Source organism: Maribacter sp. 4G9, assembly GCF_002742265.1.
GTDB lineage: Bacteria > Bacteroidota > Bacteroidia > Flavobacteriales > Flavobacteriaceae > Maribacter.
In genome coordinates, this window is record NZ_MDGL01000173.1 from 46,872 (window position 1) to 62,905 (window position 16,034).

At 42.8% G+C, this 16,034-nt stretch carries 18 protein-coding genes; 6 read left to right on the forward strand and 12 right to left on the reverse strand.

The features are described from left to right. Positions 1 to 138 precede the first annotated feature (138 nt). Positions 139 to 954 carry a 2,3,4,5-tetrahydropyridine-2,6-dicarboxylate N-succinyltransferase gene (locus BFP75_RS17775; protein WP_099546690.1) on the reverse strand — a complete coding sequence of 272 codons (816 nt, stop codon included), beginning with the start codon at positions 952 to 954 and terminating at the stop codon, positions 139 to 141. Between the two features lie 100 nt (positions 955 to 1,054). Between BFP75_RS17775 and ruvX the strand changes: the two genes are divergently transcribed. The 3 genes from ruvX to BFP75_RS17790 all read left to right on the forward strand — a co-directional run bounded on the left by ruvX (position 1,055) and on the right by BFP75_RS17790 (position 2,570). Continuing rightward, entirely contained in the window at positions 1,055 to 1,465 is a 411-nt protein-coding gene (gene ruvX / locus BFP75_RS17780) for a Holliday junction resolvase RuvX (RefSeq protein ID WP_099546691.1), read from the forward strand. Next, positions 1,466 to 2,056 (forward strand): peptide deformylase, encoded by a 591-nt coding sequence (def, locus tag BFP75_RS17785; RefSeq protein WP_099546692.1) that lies wholly within the window; start codon positions 1,466 to 1,468, stop codon positions 2,054 to 2,056. 64 nt (positions 2,057 to 2,120) lie between these two features. After that, positions 2,121 to 2,570, forward strand: coding sequence for a DUF5606 domain-containing protein (locus BFP75_RS17790; protein WP_099546693.1), 450 nt, complete (start codon positions 2,121 to 2,123; stop codon positions 2,568 to 2,570). Positions 2,571 to 2,700: 130 nt separating this feature from the next. On the opposite strand, the gene BFP75_RS21955 is transcribed toward BFP75_RS17790, so the two are convergent. From BFP75_RS21955 to BFP75_RS17845, 11 genes are all read right to left on the reverse strand, one after another. Next, a complete protein-coding gene (locus BFP75_RS21955; RefSeq protein WP_165776631.1) occupies positions 2,701 to 2,865 on the reverse strand; it encodes a hypothetical protein in 165 nt (54 codons plus the stop codon). Between the two features lie 550 nt (positions 2,866 to 3,415). Beyond that, positions 3,416 to 5,032, reverse strand: a complete 1,617-nt coding sequence (locus BFP75_RS17800) for a family 20 glycosylhydrolase (RefSeq protein WP_099546695.1) — start codon at positions 5,030 to 5,032, stop codon at positions 3,416 to 3,418. Positions 5,033 to 5,041: 9 nt separating this feature from the next. Then, on the reverse strand, positions 5,042 to 5,710 hold the full coding sequence (locus BFP75_RS17805; RefSeq protein ID WP_099546696.1) for a GDSL-type esterase/lipase family protein: 669 nt from the start codon (positions 5,708 to 5,710) through the stop codon (positions 5,042 to 5,044). A gap of 98 nt (positions 5,711 to 5,808) precedes the next feature. Then, positions 5,809 to 6,561, reverse strand: coding sequence for a hypothetical protein (locus tag BFP75_RS17810; RefSeq protein WP_099546697.1), 753 nt, complete (start codon positions 6,559 to 6,561; stop codon positions 5,809 to 5,811). Next, entirely contained in the window at positions 6,561 to 7,541 is a 981-nt protein-coding gene (locus BFP75_RS17815; RefSeq protein ID WP_099546698.1) for a DNA cytosine methyltransferase, read from the reverse strand. Before BFP75_RS17815 ends, BFP75_RS17810 begins: the two co-directional genes overlap by 1 nt. A gap of 125 nt (positions 7,542 to 7,666) precedes the next feature. After that, complete coding sequence (locus BFP75_RS17820; protein ID WP_099546699.1) at positions 7,667 to 8,527, reverse strand: alpha/beta hydrolase; 861 nt, start codon at positions 8,525 to 8,527, stop codon at positions 7,667 to 7,669. Between the two features lie 10 nt (positions 8,528 to 8,537). Continuing rightward, on the reverse strand, positions 8,538 to 9,260 hold the full coding sequence (locus BFP75_RS17825; protein WP_099546700.1) for an MIP/aquaporin family protein: 723 nt from the start codon (positions 9,258 to 9,260) through the stop codon (positions 8,538 to 8,540). Positions 9,261 to 9,417: 157 nt separating this feature from the next. Then, positions 9,418 to 10,026 carry a hypothetical protein gene (locus BFP75_RS17830; protein WP_317044544.1) on the reverse strand — a complete coding sequence of 203 codons (609 nt, stop codon included), beginning with the start codon at positions 10,024 to 10,026 and terminating at the stop codon, positions 9,418 to 9,420. Positions 10,027 to 10,038: 12 nt separating this feature from the next. Further along, positions 10,039 to 10,923 (reverse strand): SMP-30/gluconolactonase/LRE family protein, encoded by an 885-nt coding sequence (locus tag BFP75_RS17835; protein WP_099546701.1) that lies wholly within the window; start codon positions 10,921 to 10,923, stop codon positions 10,039 to 10,041. A gap of 34 nt (positions 10,924 to 10,957) precedes the next feature. After that, entirely contained in the window at positions 10,958 to 12,610 is a 1,653-nt protein-coding gene (locus BFP75_RS17840) for an N-acyl-D-amino-acid deacylase family protein (RefSeq protein ID WP_099546702.1), read from the reverse strand. Continuing rightward, a complete protein-coding gene (locus tag BFP75_RS17845) occupies positions 12,611 to 13,441 on the reverse strand; it encodes a sugar phosphate isomerase/epimerase family protein (RefSeq protein ID WP_099546703.1) in 831 nt (276 codons plus the stop codon). Between the two features lie 116 nt (positions 13,442 to 13,557). Between BFP75_RS17845 and mazG the strand changes: the two genes are divergently transcribed. The 3 genes from mazG to BFP75_RS17860 are packed head-to-tail and all read left to right on the forward strand — an operon-like array spanning position 13,558 to position 16,034. Continuing rightward, positions 13,558 to 14,334: a nucleoside triphosphate pyrophosphohydrolase gene (gene mazG / locus BFP75_RS17850; protein ID WP_099546704.1), complete on the forward strand. Its 777-nt coding sequence runs from the start codon at positions 13,558 to 13,560 to the stop codon at positions 14,332 to 14,334. Positions 14,335 to 14,392: 58 nt separating this feature from the next. Then, complete coding sequence (locus BFP75_RS17855) at positions 14,393 to 15,763, forward strand: MATE family efflux transporter (RefSeq protein ID WP_099546705.1); 1,371 nt, start codon at positions 14,393 to 14,395, stop codon at positions 15,761 to 15,763. A 43-nt stretch (positions 15,764 to 15,806) separates the two neighbouring features. Beyond that, positions 15,807 to 16,034, forward strand: a complete 228-nt coding sequence (locus BFP75_RS17860) for a hypothetical protein (RefSeq protein WP_099546706.1) — start codon at positions 15,807 to 15,809, stop codon at positions 16,032 to 16,034.

The window sequence follows — 16,034 nt, forward strand, 5'->3', positions numbered from 1 at the left end:
GGTTGCGTAATAATGAGCAATTAAACGGAATCCTTCAAAAATCTCCCCCAATTTTAAATGTCTGACAAATGAAAAGGCCGAGATTTCCGAAATTATGAATTCGAAAATTTCAGCCTCCGTAATCACATCCAGAATGCCTTACACCGCTACATCATACTCCCTTAGGGCATCGTTCAAGGAAGTCTTTTTGTTGGTACTTTCCTTACGTCTGCCAATGATTAAGGCGCAGGGAACCTGATATTCCCCTGCCGGGAATTTTTTGGTATAACTGCCTGGAATCACCACGGACCGAGGCGGTACAAATCCCTTGTTCTCCAAGGGCTTTTCCCCAGTTACATCGATTATTTTAGTAGAGGCCGTAAGTACAACATTAGCACCCAGAACAGCTTCCTTGCCAACCCGAACCCCTTCAACCACAATACACCTAGATCCAATAAAGGCATTGTCCTCTATGATTACAGGGGATGCCTGCAAAGGTTCCAAAACCCCTCCAATACCAACTCCACCACTTAGGTGTACATTTTTACCTATTTGCGCACAACTGCCTACCGTTGCCCACGTATCCACCATCGTTCCTTCGTCTACGTAAGCGCCAATATTCACGTAACTGGGCATTAAAATTGTGCCAGGGGAGATATATGCACCGTGTCTTGCAACGGCATTGGGAACCACTCGTATTCCTTTTTCCTTATAGCCTCGTTTAAGGGGCATTTTATCGTGATATTCAAAAATTCCAGCTTCCAAAGTTTCCATCTTTTGGATGGGGAAATAAAGTACTACGGCCTTTTTGACCCATTCGTTTATTTGCCAGTCATCGCCGGTAGGTTCGGCGCAGCGTAATTTTCCGGCGTCGATTAGGTCAATGACTTCCCTAATGGCACTCTGCGTGTCCATTTCTTTCAAGAGTTCCCTATTTTCCCATGCTTTTTCTATGGTATCCCGTAATTCTTTCATCTGTATTAAAATTTTGTCAAATATAAGTGGATAGCCAGGAATTAGCTATCGGTTCATCCTCATATAACAAATTATCCTTTATTTTTGCCAAAAATTAAAATTGGGAAGGATTCTTGCGTTGGACTATGGGCAAAAAAGAACGGGTGTTGCCGTAACCGATGAGCTGCGAATTATTGCGTCTGGGCTTACCACGCTTGCAACAAAGGATATCATACCATTTTTGACCCAATATCTTAAGGACGAGATGGTTGATGTACTAGTTGTAGGAGAGCCCAAACAAATGAACAACCAGCCATCGGAATCTGAGGTGTACATCAAACCATTTTTGACAAAGCTATTCGAAGCCTTTCCAGATGTAAAAATTGAACGACAGGATGAGCGGTTTACCTCAAAAATTGCGTTTCAGAGTATGTTGGATAGTGGGTTGAAAAAAAAGCAGCGCAGGAACAAGGGTTTGATTGATGAAATCAGCGCCACGCTCATTTTACAGGATTACTTAAAGCGATTATAAATGATATTACCAATTGTAGCCTATGGAGACCCGGTCTTGAGAAAAGTAGGAGAGGAAATAGACCAAGATTACCCGAAACTAAAGGAACTTATTTCCAATATGTGGGAGACCATGTACAATGCCAGTGGGGTAGGTTTGGCCGCCCCCCAAATAGGTTTGCCCATTCGTTTGTTCGTGGTGGATACGACGCCATTTTCTGACGATGAGGATCTTTCCCCAGACGAACAAAAGCTGCTAAACGGCTTCAAAAAGGTATTTATTAATGCCCACATTGAGGAAGAGAGTGGTACCGATTGGCCTTTTAATGAAGGCTGCCTTAGTATCCCCGATGTTCGAGAGGACGTCAATAGAAAGGAGCGCATACGGATTACTTATGTTGATGAGAATTTCAAGGAACATGTGGAAACCTACGACGGGCTATTGGCCAGGGTCATTCAGCATGAGTATGACCACATTGAAGGTATTCTGTTTACGGATAAGCTATCCTCCTTAAAGAAACGATTGTTAAAGGGCAGATTGGCCAATATATCTAAGGGAAAGATCAGCGTGGATTATAGAATGCGTTTCCCCAACGTAAAAAAAGCAAGATAAAGAGATTTTTTAATCATAAGAAAAGTGGCATCTTTGCCCAATCAAAAAATAAAAAATAGTGCATATGGGTTTGGAGAAAATTTTGTCGGTTGCCGGTAAACCTGGATTGTATAAATTGATTACACAGACAAGGACAGGCTTTGTGGCCGAGTCCCTGTTGGACGGAAGGAAAATCAGTGTAGGTTTGCGCAGCAATGTCAGTGTACTTTCTGAAATAGCCATTTACACCCTAGACGAGGAACTGCCTTTACGAGAGGTTTTTATAAAAATCCAGGAAAAGGAAAAAGGTGAAAAAACCTCGGTTAGCCATAAGGATGAAAAGATAAAGCTGGAGGAATATTTTTTCGAGGTATTGCCAAATTATGATGAGGATAGGGTGTATACCAGTGATATCAAGAAGATTATTCAGTGGTACAATATTTTGGTAGCAAACGATTTGGCCGATTTCTCCAAAGAAGCGCAAAAAGAGTCTGAAGAAAAAGAGGAAGCTGAAGAAAAGGAGGAAAAGGAGTAAACATATTTGTAAGATAAATATAAAAAAGGCCCTGATTCAGGGCCTTTTTTCATGGGAATTCGAAATCAAAGAATGCTTTTCAATATTCAAAGAATGCTGATTGTACGCCAAAAAAAGCTCCCCACCCTGGTCAGGGAGGGTTGTTTCGCTTTAGCGGAACGGGGAGGGTCGGTTTTTTTGTTTCCGATACTTTTTCCATCGCCGAAAAAGTATCCATAAAGGCTAGGCTGATTTTCGGATACTTGAAATCCAAGCAGTCCTTGACCCGCATCGCCCAGGCCGTTTCCGATTGCATGGGAATACTTTTTGGGCGATTTCCTTTTGGCCAATTCCAAGTTCTTTTGGATTTACTACGCATCCCAAAATAGGCCGGCTTATTCTAAATATCATTTTATGTTACCTCGTATTTTTTAACACCCAAATTAGCTCCCCTCCCTGATTAGGGAGGGGTGGTTCGCTTTAGCGGAACGGAGAGGGTTGTGATTGGGTTCAGTAGTTTTTCCCTTCATTTTCTTTGTGTCTCCAAAGAAAACGAAGCAAAAGAAAGGAGACTTTCCAGCAGGAATTTTTACTTTGTAAAACCCATCTCGAAACTCGGCCGTTCCGTTTTACGGAACAGGTTCCGTCCCGAGCTTTCTCGATGTATTCTTCTGGAAAGGAAACCACACGTTCAATTTTAAGTTTTAAAATTTCCTTTTCTAAAGTTAGTTGTGATCATCTGCTTTACTCAAAAAAAGCTCCCCTCCCTGGTCAGGGAGGGGTGTTTCGCTTTAGCGAAACGGGGAGGGTCGGGATTTCGTTACGCTAAAATTCCAACTCCCTTTTTTATATGAATTAAAAATCCCTTAATCCTTTTCAATGGTCTCGTAGGTGAACTTACTTTTTTTCCAATCGATTAACGGGGATGGGTAGTAGTTCACATTGTTCCGTTCCAAAAATGGGGCTTGGTCACCCAAACGGACTTTATAATCTTCCCAATCCCGATTTTCAGGAAGGCTCCAAGCCAGTTCAGAATACCCTATGACACGTGGAAAAGCCAGATATTCCAATTCTTCTATATTGCTGATGGTTTCTGACCAAAGAGGTGCTTCGGTTCCCAATATGTTTTCTTTGGGAATACCGTAATCTTCCGGCGTCCATTGATAGGCCGTATCAACTGGAATATAGGCCGCCCAGTGAAGACCTAGGTCGGTCAAAGTATCGTATTTCATATCCAGATAGGCCTTATTCGCAGGAGACACGATGACTTTCATATTTTTTGCTACTGCTTTCTTTGCATTTTCTTCACTGGCCCACCATTGGGCAATGGCGTTGGAATCGATATCGGCATTGGCGATTTCATCCCAGCCTATCATGCGCTTGCCATGTTTTTGTACAATTTTTTCAACCTTGTTCACAAAATGGATATAGTCGTTTTTCTTTGTCACATGGCTTTCGTCACCACCCATGTGGAAATAGGGGCCAGGGGTCATGGCGGATATTTCTCGAACCACATCGTCAATAAAGGCATAGACCGTATCCTTTCGGGTATCAAAGGTGCTAAAGCCCACTTGCATGCCCGTATACAACTTTGGAGTCTTTCCATTTCCATTTAGGATGGGATAGGAAACCGAGGCCGAATTCGTGTGCCCGGGCATATCCACTTCAGGGATTATGGTCATATAACGCTCCTGTGCATAACGTATAATTTCCTTGTACTCTTCCTGGGTATAGAAACCTCCGGATTCACCGCCCACTTCCGTACTACCGCCAATTTCCGTGAGTTTTGGCCAGGAATTTATCTCTATGCGCCAGCCTTGATCGTCCGTGAGGTGTAGGTGCATCATATTGATTTTGTAATAGGCCAACAGGTCGATATATTTTTTAACGTCCTCCACGCTAAAGAAATGTCGGGCTACGTCCAACATGGCACCGCGATATCCAAAATTGGGATTGTCCGTTATTTTCCCCGATGGAATGGGCCAAATTTTTTGTGCCGCCAAGGTATCGTTACTCGTATTGGGCACCAATTGGCGAAGGGTCTGTATTCCTCGAAACGCACCTTCCGCAGTATTGGCATTGATAATGATGGAATCCTGATTGATATACAGTTGATATGCCTCGGGTGCGTTCAGTTCCAAGCTATCCGATTGGTTGATGTAAATGATCCGTTCCACCGTGTTGGCATTTTCCCCGTTCACGGGTACGTCCAAGTCGATATGCTCCTTTATTTTTTCCGCCAAAAACTCGCCAACCTTGTCAAAACCCGTGGCATTTTTTGACGTGTAAATGGCCGTGAACTGGTCCAACGCGAAGGCCGAATTGGTGGCGATGGTCTTTACCGGTTTTGGAATGAGGCTCACGGCGGCCAGATCCGTTTCGGGCATTTTGATGCGTGGTTTTTCCGGCTCGTTTTGGCAGGCCAAAATGACCATTCCCAAGGCCAGGAAAAAAAGACTTCTAATAAAAAACGTTTTTATCATTGTTTTGGTTTAGGGGTTATTTACTAAATTTTGCATGGCATTGAACCAAATATCATAACCTTCTTGGTTCATGTGAAGGCCGTCTGATACAAAGATATCCTTTTTGACTTCTTTGCCATTTAGCATGGGATTCCAAACATCCACGAAAAGTAAGGCTTCGTCTTTTTTGCTGAGCCTTTTAAACTTTCTGTTGAGCCTTCTGTATTTTCCTCTCAAGTTCCAGCGGCTAATACTTGGTTTGGCAGAAATGAGTACAATTTTCACGTCTGGGTTCTGAGCTTTGAGTTTGGCGATAATGGTCTTCGTAGTACCGATAATTTCCCTAGGTCTTTTTTTTGCCGAAATATCATTGTCTCCTTCGTAAATAAAAACTTTGGAGGGATTGTACCGTAGTACCAAGGTATCCAAATAATAGAGCAAGTCCGACGCCTGGGAACCGCCAAAACCGGCATTTAAGACCTGATGCTCTGGAAAGGCCGCTTGCAAATTGTCCCATTTTCGTATGCTGGAACTGCCCGTAAAAACAATGGTTTCCCTGTTTTGGTCCCAAAGGGAATCGTTTTTTTGGGTCAACGCCTTTACTTCCTCCGCAAAGGCAGGTTTTTCTTGGGCGGAAAGCCAAAATGTAGTGCTCAGGAAAAGGAGGGCGAGGAGCGTTGTTATTTTGGTTTGGTGCATTTTGGTTTTTACTGTTAGTGTCCTAAAAAGAAATGACAATTAGTATATGGTTAGCAAGACAAAGAAGAATACATTTAGGTTTGCCACTTTATAATCTGTCATTTCCTTTCAATCGTAACCCATGATTTGTCGAATCCGATTGCTTGCAGGATTTTTTCCTTATCAAGAGTTTCGGGTTGTTTAATTTTCAAAATCAATGTTTCTTCTGGAACTTTTTCTATAACAGTGAACTGTGAGCCGTGAGGTTGCCATACGAATTGCTTGTGACGTGTTCCTTTTAAAAAGCCTTCCAAATTCCCTCTTTTGTTCCATTCAAAGTTAAATAGTTCGGCATCAAAACGAATTGTATCAAATTCAAATACAGCAACTTGGGAAAGGTCATTTGACTTAACCAACACCACGGTTCGTAAATGCTTGTATTTTTCTCTAACTGCAGAAACTCTTTCATTCCATATTTCTAACACTTGTTCGCCAATTTCGTTAGGGTCAGCAGATGTATCAATTGTTACCCCATATGAGTAGACAGGTGAGTTTCTACCTGAAATAAGCCTTACTTGTTTTAAATCTTTGAAATCTTTTAGTCCAGATTTTACTGTCTTAGCCCCCCAAGCAGTATTTCCCATCACAACATCATCTAAACCAACGTTTGAAGGTTTCCATTCAGCACCTAAGCACAGAGCGAAAATTTGTTCCCATTCATTTCCTTGTAAATCAGCTCTTCCCTTACTTGCCAGAAGATAAACTATTTCTTGCCCAAGTATGTAAGGAAATTCAGAATTGAATTTATTAAGAGGATAAGCTGAAATGGATTTGCTAACAGTCCTTAATTTGGGATATTTTCTTTTAGCCATTAACTTGCATTATATTTTAGCTCGTATTCTCTCAAAACTAATGTTTGATCCATAGTAGTAGCAATATATGGTAACAACTTTTGACAAACGGCTCTTATCATGTTTACAGGGACGGCATTTCCAGCCTGTTTTTTGGCTTGAGCATCGCTAACAACGATTTTGTACCAATCAGGAAAACCTTGTAATCTAAACATTTCACGAGGAGTTAATCTTCTTTCCCCATTAACTAAAAGATAGTTGTGAGAGGCTCCTGAACGTAATGCGCATGAATAAGGATAGGAACAAATATTACCTGATTTGTTTTCGTGCCAAATTGATGGGTAATATGATGAGGTGTGCCTTTCCTTTCTTTTACTTCTTATGTAATCAGAAGCGAAATATTTTTTATCTACCTTTTTCTCTAAAATTTTGTTCAGAGATTTATATGGCTTCTCAGGGCTAGGAAAAGTAAAGAGAATGGGCTCCTTGTGTCCAACAATTACAACTCTCTCACGTTTTTGAGGAAGGCCGAAATCCAATGCATTTAAAACACTGTATTGAACATGATATCCAAGGTCTTGAAGTGATTTTATAATTACTTTGAGAGTTTTTCCTTTATCATGGCCCACAAGCTGTTTTACATTTTCTAGTACGAAAGCTTTTGGTTCTTTTTCCTTTAGAATTCGGGCAATATCAAAAAACAAGGTTCCTCTGGTGTCATTTAGTCCTTTCATTCGGCCTATAATACTAAATGGCTGACAAGGGAAACCTGCAAAAAGTATATCATGGTCGGGGATATCCTTTTCGTCAATTTTAGTTATATCTCCCGCTGGCCTTTCTCCAAAGTTAGATTCATAACTTTCTTGTGCAAACTGATCTATATCAGATGAGAATACGCATTCCGCTTTAATTTCGTTTTCATCACAGGCCTCCTCAAATGCAACTCGAAAACCTCCTATTCCACAAAAAAGGTCAATAAATCTTAGTCTTTCTCTATACATAGGGTAAAGTTAAAAATATGATATCAAAGTTTATCTCCTATAGTTTTTTTTAATCAACAAAGGAATGTTAATCAAAGATGACCTTACGCTTTTAAAAATAATGGACTTGTTTATGAGCTTTTCCATTATTCACCAATCTCCACCTCCCACCAATCATAAAAACGCTGGATCCAATCATCGGAAGGGAGTTTTTGTTGTTTCATGCCAAATCCGTGTCCGCCCTTGGAATACATATGCAGCCCTACGGTCTTGTTTTTCTTGAGCCAGGAGGAATAGAGTTCAATACTTCCCGCGGCGAGTCCCAAGGGGTCGTCCGTGGCACAGATGACCAGCATGGGTGGAGCGTCTTGTGGCACTTCCTGAACGGGTTGGGCCGTGGTCCAGGGATAGACCGAAACCAAAAAATCGGGTTTATTTTTTTCGTTGTAGTTGTACGCCACGCCCATGGTTACGGCACCTCCGGCGGAAAAGCCCATAAAACCAATTTTATGGGGGTCTAGCTTATATTTCTGGGCATTGGTCCGCACGTATTCAATGGCGGACAGTCCGTCCTGTATTGACAAGGGAAGAACTGGTGCAACCCGTTGCATGATCCGTTGGGGATTGGTGGCTCCCTCCATACTAATTTCCTGTACCCCATCCTCCCCGGTGGGAACTAATCGGTATTTCAATAGAAAGGCCGTAATGCCTCTTTCGGCAAGCCATCTTGCGACATCGTTTCCTTCGCTATTGATACTCAAGGCATACAATCCTCCACCTGGAGCTACGATAACGCTGGTTCCGTTGGGATTTTCCGGAGCAAATACCTCCATGGTAGGGGTAGACACGTTTGTGACTACTTGGGTTTGCCAGATTTCGGAAAAATATTCCTTTTCGTTCCCTTCCCATTGAACGGTCGTGGTGGTTTCGTGGGGCACTTCAATAATTTGCTGCGCAAAAAGGCCGCTAGAGAAACAAAGGAATAAAGCTTTAAATATGATTTTCATTTTTTCAATTTTAATTTAGTAATAAAAACACGCCCGCCGCCACAAGAGCACCAATAACGGGTCCTACAACAGGGACCCAAGCATAGCTCCAATCGCTGTCCCCTTTGTTTTTTAAGGGTAAAATAGCGTGCATGATCCTGGGTCCCAAGTCACGGGCCGGATTGATGGCATAGCCCGTGGGACCGCCCAATCCAAACCCGATACCCATAACCAAAAGGGCTACGGGAAGGGCGTCCAATGAACCTAAGGAAATAGGCTCATTGGCCAGTGCACCACCAGCAATATAGAAGACCCCAAAAACGAGGGCGAAGGTTCCAATCGCTTCCGAAACTACATTCCAACCATAGCTTCGTATGGCGGGAGCGGTACTAAAAGTCGCTAAAATAGCACCAGGGTCTTCGGTTTGGTCATATTGTTTTTTATAGGTCAGCCACACCAAAAAATTGCCGACCATGGCCCCAAAAATTTGTGCAATAATATAACCGGGTACCAAAGTCCAAGAGAATTTTCCGGCAGCGGCAAGGCCAATGGTCACTGCGGGATTCAAATGGGCCCCGCTCACATCCGCCGAGATAAATACCCCAATGAAGACGGCAATTCCCCAAGCCAGGGAGATGCCTACCCAGCCACTATCGGCACCTTTGGTGCCTTTTAAAACCAGGTTTGCCACGACTCCATTGCCAATAAGAATAAGCATTCCGGTTCCAATAAATTCAAAAATATACGCTGTCATAATGGGTTGGTTTTTATTGGCACCGCCAAAGGGTTTAATACCCCGAGGCTTGCCTCGAAATTAAAAGTTCGTTTTCAAAGAATTCCTCGTGAGCTTGCCCCGAGGTAGGTTACTTTAAAAATTCATAGTACATTTTTATAAAAATCGTCACTTCGAGTTAATTTTTAGATTGAATTGAGAAAAATTTGCCCGCCCTCCTTTCGGGCAAGTATCGAGAAGCAGTTTTTTTTTGGACATGCGGTTCTCGATACGATTTTTCGTGCCTCAAAATACAAATTTGGTTAGAGGGATTAAAATTACTATATGTTCTACACGCCAAACTGCCGCAAGTGATGGTCCAGATGTTTTGAAAAAAGGGTATTCCATTCCGTTTGGTCAAGGTTCCAAAAGCAAAGGATTCCTTACCGTCAAAATGATTGGCTCCCAACTCTTGGGTCTTTTTGAGATATCCGATTAGCAGGTCCTTTTCGTTTGCGAAATCCCGCTCATCGCTTATTTTAAAAACCGGGGAAGTGGGACCGTTTTTTTTATACGGTTTTGGGCCCACAACGGCATTCTTTGCTAGCAACTTGATTAGGAACTTTTTGAATCCTTTGGGTTTCGGGTGTTTGTCCGTATACGTAGTTTCATAGGCAACATTACAGTGCGCCAACATTTGGGACACGTTCATTTTGCCCCACTGGGGTAGGGTTTCCGGGGTGAGCTTATTGACACGTGCTATGGTTTCCTCACATTCCTGCTTGTCGAATAGATTTTTCCAGGTCATTTTGATTTTGCTTTAATTAATGCCTTTTACGTTCATTTTTAAGGTGTAAACGGCGTCCATGGCCGTAATAAAGAGTATGTCCCTTTCAGGGCCTCCAAAAGTGACATTGGCAGTCCAGTTTTCGGGGACCTTAATATGTTTTATTTGTTTGCCATCTTTGTTGAATACGGTTACCCCATTGCCGGTTAGATATAGGTTGCCCTTTTTGTCCAAGGTCATACCGTCCGACCCCATCTCACAGAATAGCCTACGCTCAGAAAGGCTTCCGTCTTTATTGATTTTAAAGACATACGTTTTTTTATCGCCCGGATCGGCGATAAACAATTTTTTGCCATTTTTGGTCCCTATGATTCCATTGGGCATAACCAAGTCTTCCTCTACTATAGTCAGTGTATTACTTCCAGGCGCTAGATAGTATACACGTCTTTTCTCTACCTCTGGAGTTCTATCTTTCCACCAATCCCTTTTGTACAGAGGGTCCGTTATATACATTCCCCCTTTTGGGTCTACCCATACATCATTGGGTCCTCCCAGAAATTTCCCTTCAAATTTTTCTACAAGTACCGTAATATTCTTTTCCGGATCAATTTTCCATAATTGGTTTTTTTCATCTGCACAGGATATCAAATTTCCTTGGTGATCAAAATAGAGTCCGTTAGACCTTCCACTGGGGTGCATCCAATCGGAAACCGTATTGGTCTTGGCGTCCCATTTCACGATACGGTCATTGGGCTGATCCGTAAAAAAAATATTTCCCTCGTCATCAACAGCCGGACCCTCGGTAAATTTGAATTCTTCAGATACCAAAGTAAGTGAAGCACCCGATTCTACAATATCTTGGGCGTTAGCGCAGGAGTTCAAAAGAAGTAAAGCAAAAAGTACATTTATGGTTTTCATCGATTAGTCAATAATTATTTTATTTGTTTTAAGTTTACTTAGTGGCTCCCGGACCTTTTACGAACCTTCCCGAAAAGGTACCTGTATGTTCCCCATCCTTCAGTACGTGTCCGCCGTTGACGAATACGTGCATCATCCCCGTAGCATATTGGTGGGGTTCTTCAAAAGTAGCGTTCGCTTTGATGGTATTGGGGTCGAACACGACAACATCGGCGAAATAACCTTCTTTTAAAGCACCTCTTTTTTTCAATTTTAAATTGGTGGCGGGCAGGGTCGTCAACTTATAAATAGCCTCTTCCAAAGGAATTACTTTTTCGTCGCGTACGAAATGGCCTAATAATCGGGCAAAGGAACCATAGGCCCGTGGGTGTGTACTTTGCTCGAGAAATACGCCTTCATTGGTATAAGAACCTGCATCGGAACAAATACTCATGTAGGGAAGTTTCAATTTCTTTTTCACGTTTTCTTCGGACATGGAGAAATAGACCACTTGAATCCGACTGTCGTCCTCATAGATAAGATCTACCAAGGTTTCGTTGGCCGATTTTTGGCGTTCTTGCGCAACCTCTGCTAATGTCTTTCCAATAAGATTACGAAGTTCCTTATTTCTAAAACCGACCAATAGAATGTTTTCGGGTGGCACGTGAAAGTCGATCTCGTCCATCATTTTTTTTCGGGTGATCGGATTTTCCATCAACGCAATGGTGGACTTGTGACCCCCTTCCTTGGCCCACGCGGGCAAAACCACGTTGAGTCCCGTAGAACTGGCGTTGTACATGTACATATCCGTAGTAATGGCCAGGCCGTTTTCCCTAGCGGTGTTAACCATGGTGATCGCACTGTCCAACAAATGCCAATTCGCATTTCCCGATGCCTTAAAGTGATAAATTTCCGCAGGGAGCTTTGCTTCTCGTGATATGGTAATCAATTCATCTACCGCTTCCAATAGTCCACCTTCCTCATCCCTGATGTGGGAGATGTACATACCATTATATTCCGAAACAACCTTGGCCAATTCAATGATTTCATCGGTTTGTGCATGTCCGCTAGGAACATAAATCAAGGAGGTGGAGAGCCCCACGGCACCTTCTTCCATTCCTTGGCGCAGGAGCTTTTTCATGGTTTCCATTTCTTCGGGCGTAGGAGGTCTTTTTTCTATGCCGATGGTATATTCCCGTAAGGTAGCATTCCCAACAAAGGAAGCCACATTGGTGGATATTCCCTTTTCTTCCAAATAGTTTAAATATTCCCCAAGGGATGTCCACGGGATATCGTATTGGATATCGCCCTGGCCTTCCTTCATGTCTTTTTTCATTTCCTCGCTCAAAGGTCCCATGGATGAACCCTCGCCAAGCACCTCCAAGGTCACCCCTTGTCGTATGTCTCCTTGGGAACGTCCGTCTTCCAATAAGGCCACGTTCGCCCAACTTAACATGTTGATGAAGCCCGGCGCGACCGAAAGCCCGGTAGCGTCGATTTCAGCTTTGCCCACTGCATTTTCAAGGGAGCCTATGGCCGCAATGGTATCGGCATTGATGGCGATGTCACCGGTAAAGGATGTCTTACCGGAGCCATCCAAAATCTGTCCATTCCGTATTACGACATCATAGGTTGTTTTTTCCTGATGTTCACAGGCCGTACAGAGTGCCAGTAAAACCGATACTAGGAGAAGGAAGGGTCTTGTCATTTAGAGGTTGTTTAGAAAATCCATATTGTGCTGCATGCTTTCCAAAGGGGTACTGGCATATTCCTCTTGTTCTATCAAGATATGTTTGACACCGGAGGTTACCCTATTATTCATCATTGCTTTGATGTCCAATCCCCCTTTGCCAAACTCCGTACTTTCCTTATGTTTCATATCCATATCCTTTAGATGCCAAAGTGGGAACCGCCCGGGATATTTTTTGAAATAGTCCAAGGGATCCTTGCCGGCTACGATCACCCAGCCCAAATCGAGCTCCATGTATACCAATTCCGGTTCGGTATGGTCCATGAGCACATCGTACAGCACTTGGCCCTGATCCGATTCAAATTCATATTCATGGTTGTGGTAGCCAAATTTGATGCCCAATTTTTGACAGGCTTCCCCGGCTTTGTTGAATTCCTCCGCTACCTTTTTGTAATTATCCAAGGTTTGCCCATCAGAAGGCATGGACGAGCATATCAGGTAGTCCTGACCGGATGCAACGGCCTCCTCCATGGTCCTTTCAAAATCCTTGTCCAAACGAACATGCCCGCTTACCAATGTCATGCCCAAATCCTCGCAGGCCTGTTTCATGCTTTTTGGTGTTAAGCCATAATAATGTCCTTTACTACTCTTGGCCGACTCAATTTCCTTGATCCCAATAGCGGCTATTTGCTCAAGGGTTCCCAAGGGGTCCTTGGCCATTTCGTCCCTAAAACTATATAGTTGTACCCCGAATCTTTGATTGGTTTCAAAGGCAAAACTAAAGGATGGCAAAAGCATGGTACCAGCGGAAAATAGTGACGAACGGACTAAAAAATTTCTTCTTTTCATTAATCTGGTTAGTGGTTTAATTTGAATTCCGATGTAATCATCGTAGTCTCCTAAGGTAATAAAATTAACAACATCCCCTATGTGGAGAGATTCGTACTTTTGCGAAAACGAATGGAATGAATACTAGGGAAGAACAATTAAAGGCACTTGATCGTTTGCTAACCATTATGGAAGAGCTACGTGAACAATGCCCATGGGACAGGAAGCAGACCATGGAGAGCCTCAGACATTTGACTATTGAGGAAACCTATGAATTGGGCGATGCCATCCTGGATGATAATTTGAATGAAATAAAGGGCGAGCTTGGCGATTTGCTGTTACATATTGTTTTCTATGCCAACATAGGATCGGAAAAGGGGAGTTTTGATATTGCCGATGTAGCTAATGGTATTTGTGAGAAGCTGATCAACAGGCATCCGCATATTTATGGGGATGTAACCGTGGAGAATGAGGAAGAGGTAAAACAAAATTGGGAGAAAATAAAGCTAAAAGAAGGTAAGAAAAGCGTTTTACAGGGCGTTCCAAGAAGTCTGCCCGCGATGGTAAAGGCCAATAGGATTCAGGATAAGGTAGCCGGAGTAGGGTTTGATTGGGAGCAACCGGAACAGGTGTTTGAAAAACTACAGGAAGAATTGGGAGAGCTTCATGAGGAAGTTTCGCAAGGAAACAAAGATCGGATAGAATCGGAATTTGGCGATGTACTTTTCTCCATGATCAATTATGCCCGGTTTTTGGGAATAAATCCGGAGAATGCCCTGGAACGAACCAATAAAAAATTTTCCAAACGATTTCAATTTTTGGAAGAGGAGGCGGAAAAAACGGGAAATTCCCTGAAAGATATGAGCTTGGCAGAGATGGATATCTATTGGAACAAGGCCAAGGAAATGGATTAGGGTAAATCCCGTAAAATTATTTATATAAAAGTATCTTTGAGCTTCTAAATTTCCGCTCGTGTTCACCAATTACACCAAAGAATTCGCATACAACATAAAGCTCTCCGTGCCCGTAATTTTGGGGATGTTGGGACATACCTTTGTTCAGTTTGCCGATAATATTATGGTGGGCCAACTGGGCACTGCGGAACTGGCCGCCGTATCCTTAGGTAATAGTTTTGTGTTCATTGCCATGTCACTGGGAATCGGGTTTTCAACCGCCATTACACCGTTGGTCGCGGAGGCTGATGGGGCCGGGAATAAAGAAAATGCCAAGAGTGCATTAAAACACGGACTGGTACTCTGTACCATTTTGGGATTCTCTTTATTTTTTCTCATCCTTTTGGCAAAGCCGTTAATGTATTTAATGAAACAGCCCAAAGAGGTAGTTGAACTGGCCATGCCCTATTTGGATTTGGTAGCCTTTTCATTGGTGCCTCTTATTGTTTTTCAGGCATTTAAGCAGTTTTCGGAAGGATTGTCCCAGACAAGGTATCCCATGTATGCCACGGTCATAGCCAATGTGGTTAACATTACGCTCAATTATTTGTTGATTTTTGGTTCCTTCGAATTTCCCAAACTGGGTATCGTAGGTGCGGCATGGGGTACATTGATTGCAAGGGTGGTCATGGTTTTTTATTTATGGATGCTTCTTAAGAACAAGAAAAAGTTTCACGACTATGTTACCGGTTTCAATTTTAGAAATATAGAAAGGCGTGTTATTAAAAAAATAGTTTCCCTGGGATTTCCATCGGCTTTACAAATGTTTTTTGAGGTAGCCATTTTTACAGCCGCTATTTGGCTAAGTGGGGTACTGGGGAAGAATCCACAAGCTGCCAATCAGATTGCCTTAAACTTGAGCAGTATGACCTTTATGTTCGGCATGGGTCTTGGTGTTGCCGCCATGATACGTGTGGGCAATCAGAAGGGTCTTAAGGATTACAGGGAATTACGAAGGATTGCCCAATCTATATTTTTTCTGACCTTCCTCTTGGAGATTGTATTTGCCGCTTTGTTCCTGGTGGGGCGGGATTGGTTTCCTACCCTTTACTTGGACGTGGATGGCCTGCTTAATTTCACGGACAATACTGAAGTGATCATCTTGGCTTCCCAGCTGTTATTGGTCGCGGCCTTCTTTCAGATATCGGATGGTATTCAGGTAGTCGTTTTAGGAGCTTTGCGAGGTTTACAGGATGTTAAGATTCCTACCTTCATTACGTTTGTGGCGTATTGGTTGATCGGGTTTCCCATTTCCTATTACCTGGGTTTGCATACCTCCTTGGAGAGCGTGGGGATTTGGGTGGGGCTTTTGACCGGACTTACGGCGTCTGCGATTATGTTGTATATTCGGTTTAATTATTTGACCCATAAATTGATTCGCACTGCATAACTTTGTAAACACACATGTATCATAATCAAGTAATAGCATAACCATGGAATTACCCAAGTTTATATTAGGCGACAATACGGATTATCCTAACGCCATATATGTTATCCATACCGATTATCCGAGGTTCATCATTAACCTTGAGGACGATGAGGTGGAATGGTTGGAGGAATTTTCAAAGGAAGATGAAACAGAGTTGGAGTCCGAAGCCGAAAACCTAATCGAGGCCGCTTCGGCCTTTTATGACAGGGAAGTTTCCAGATACGAAGAATAG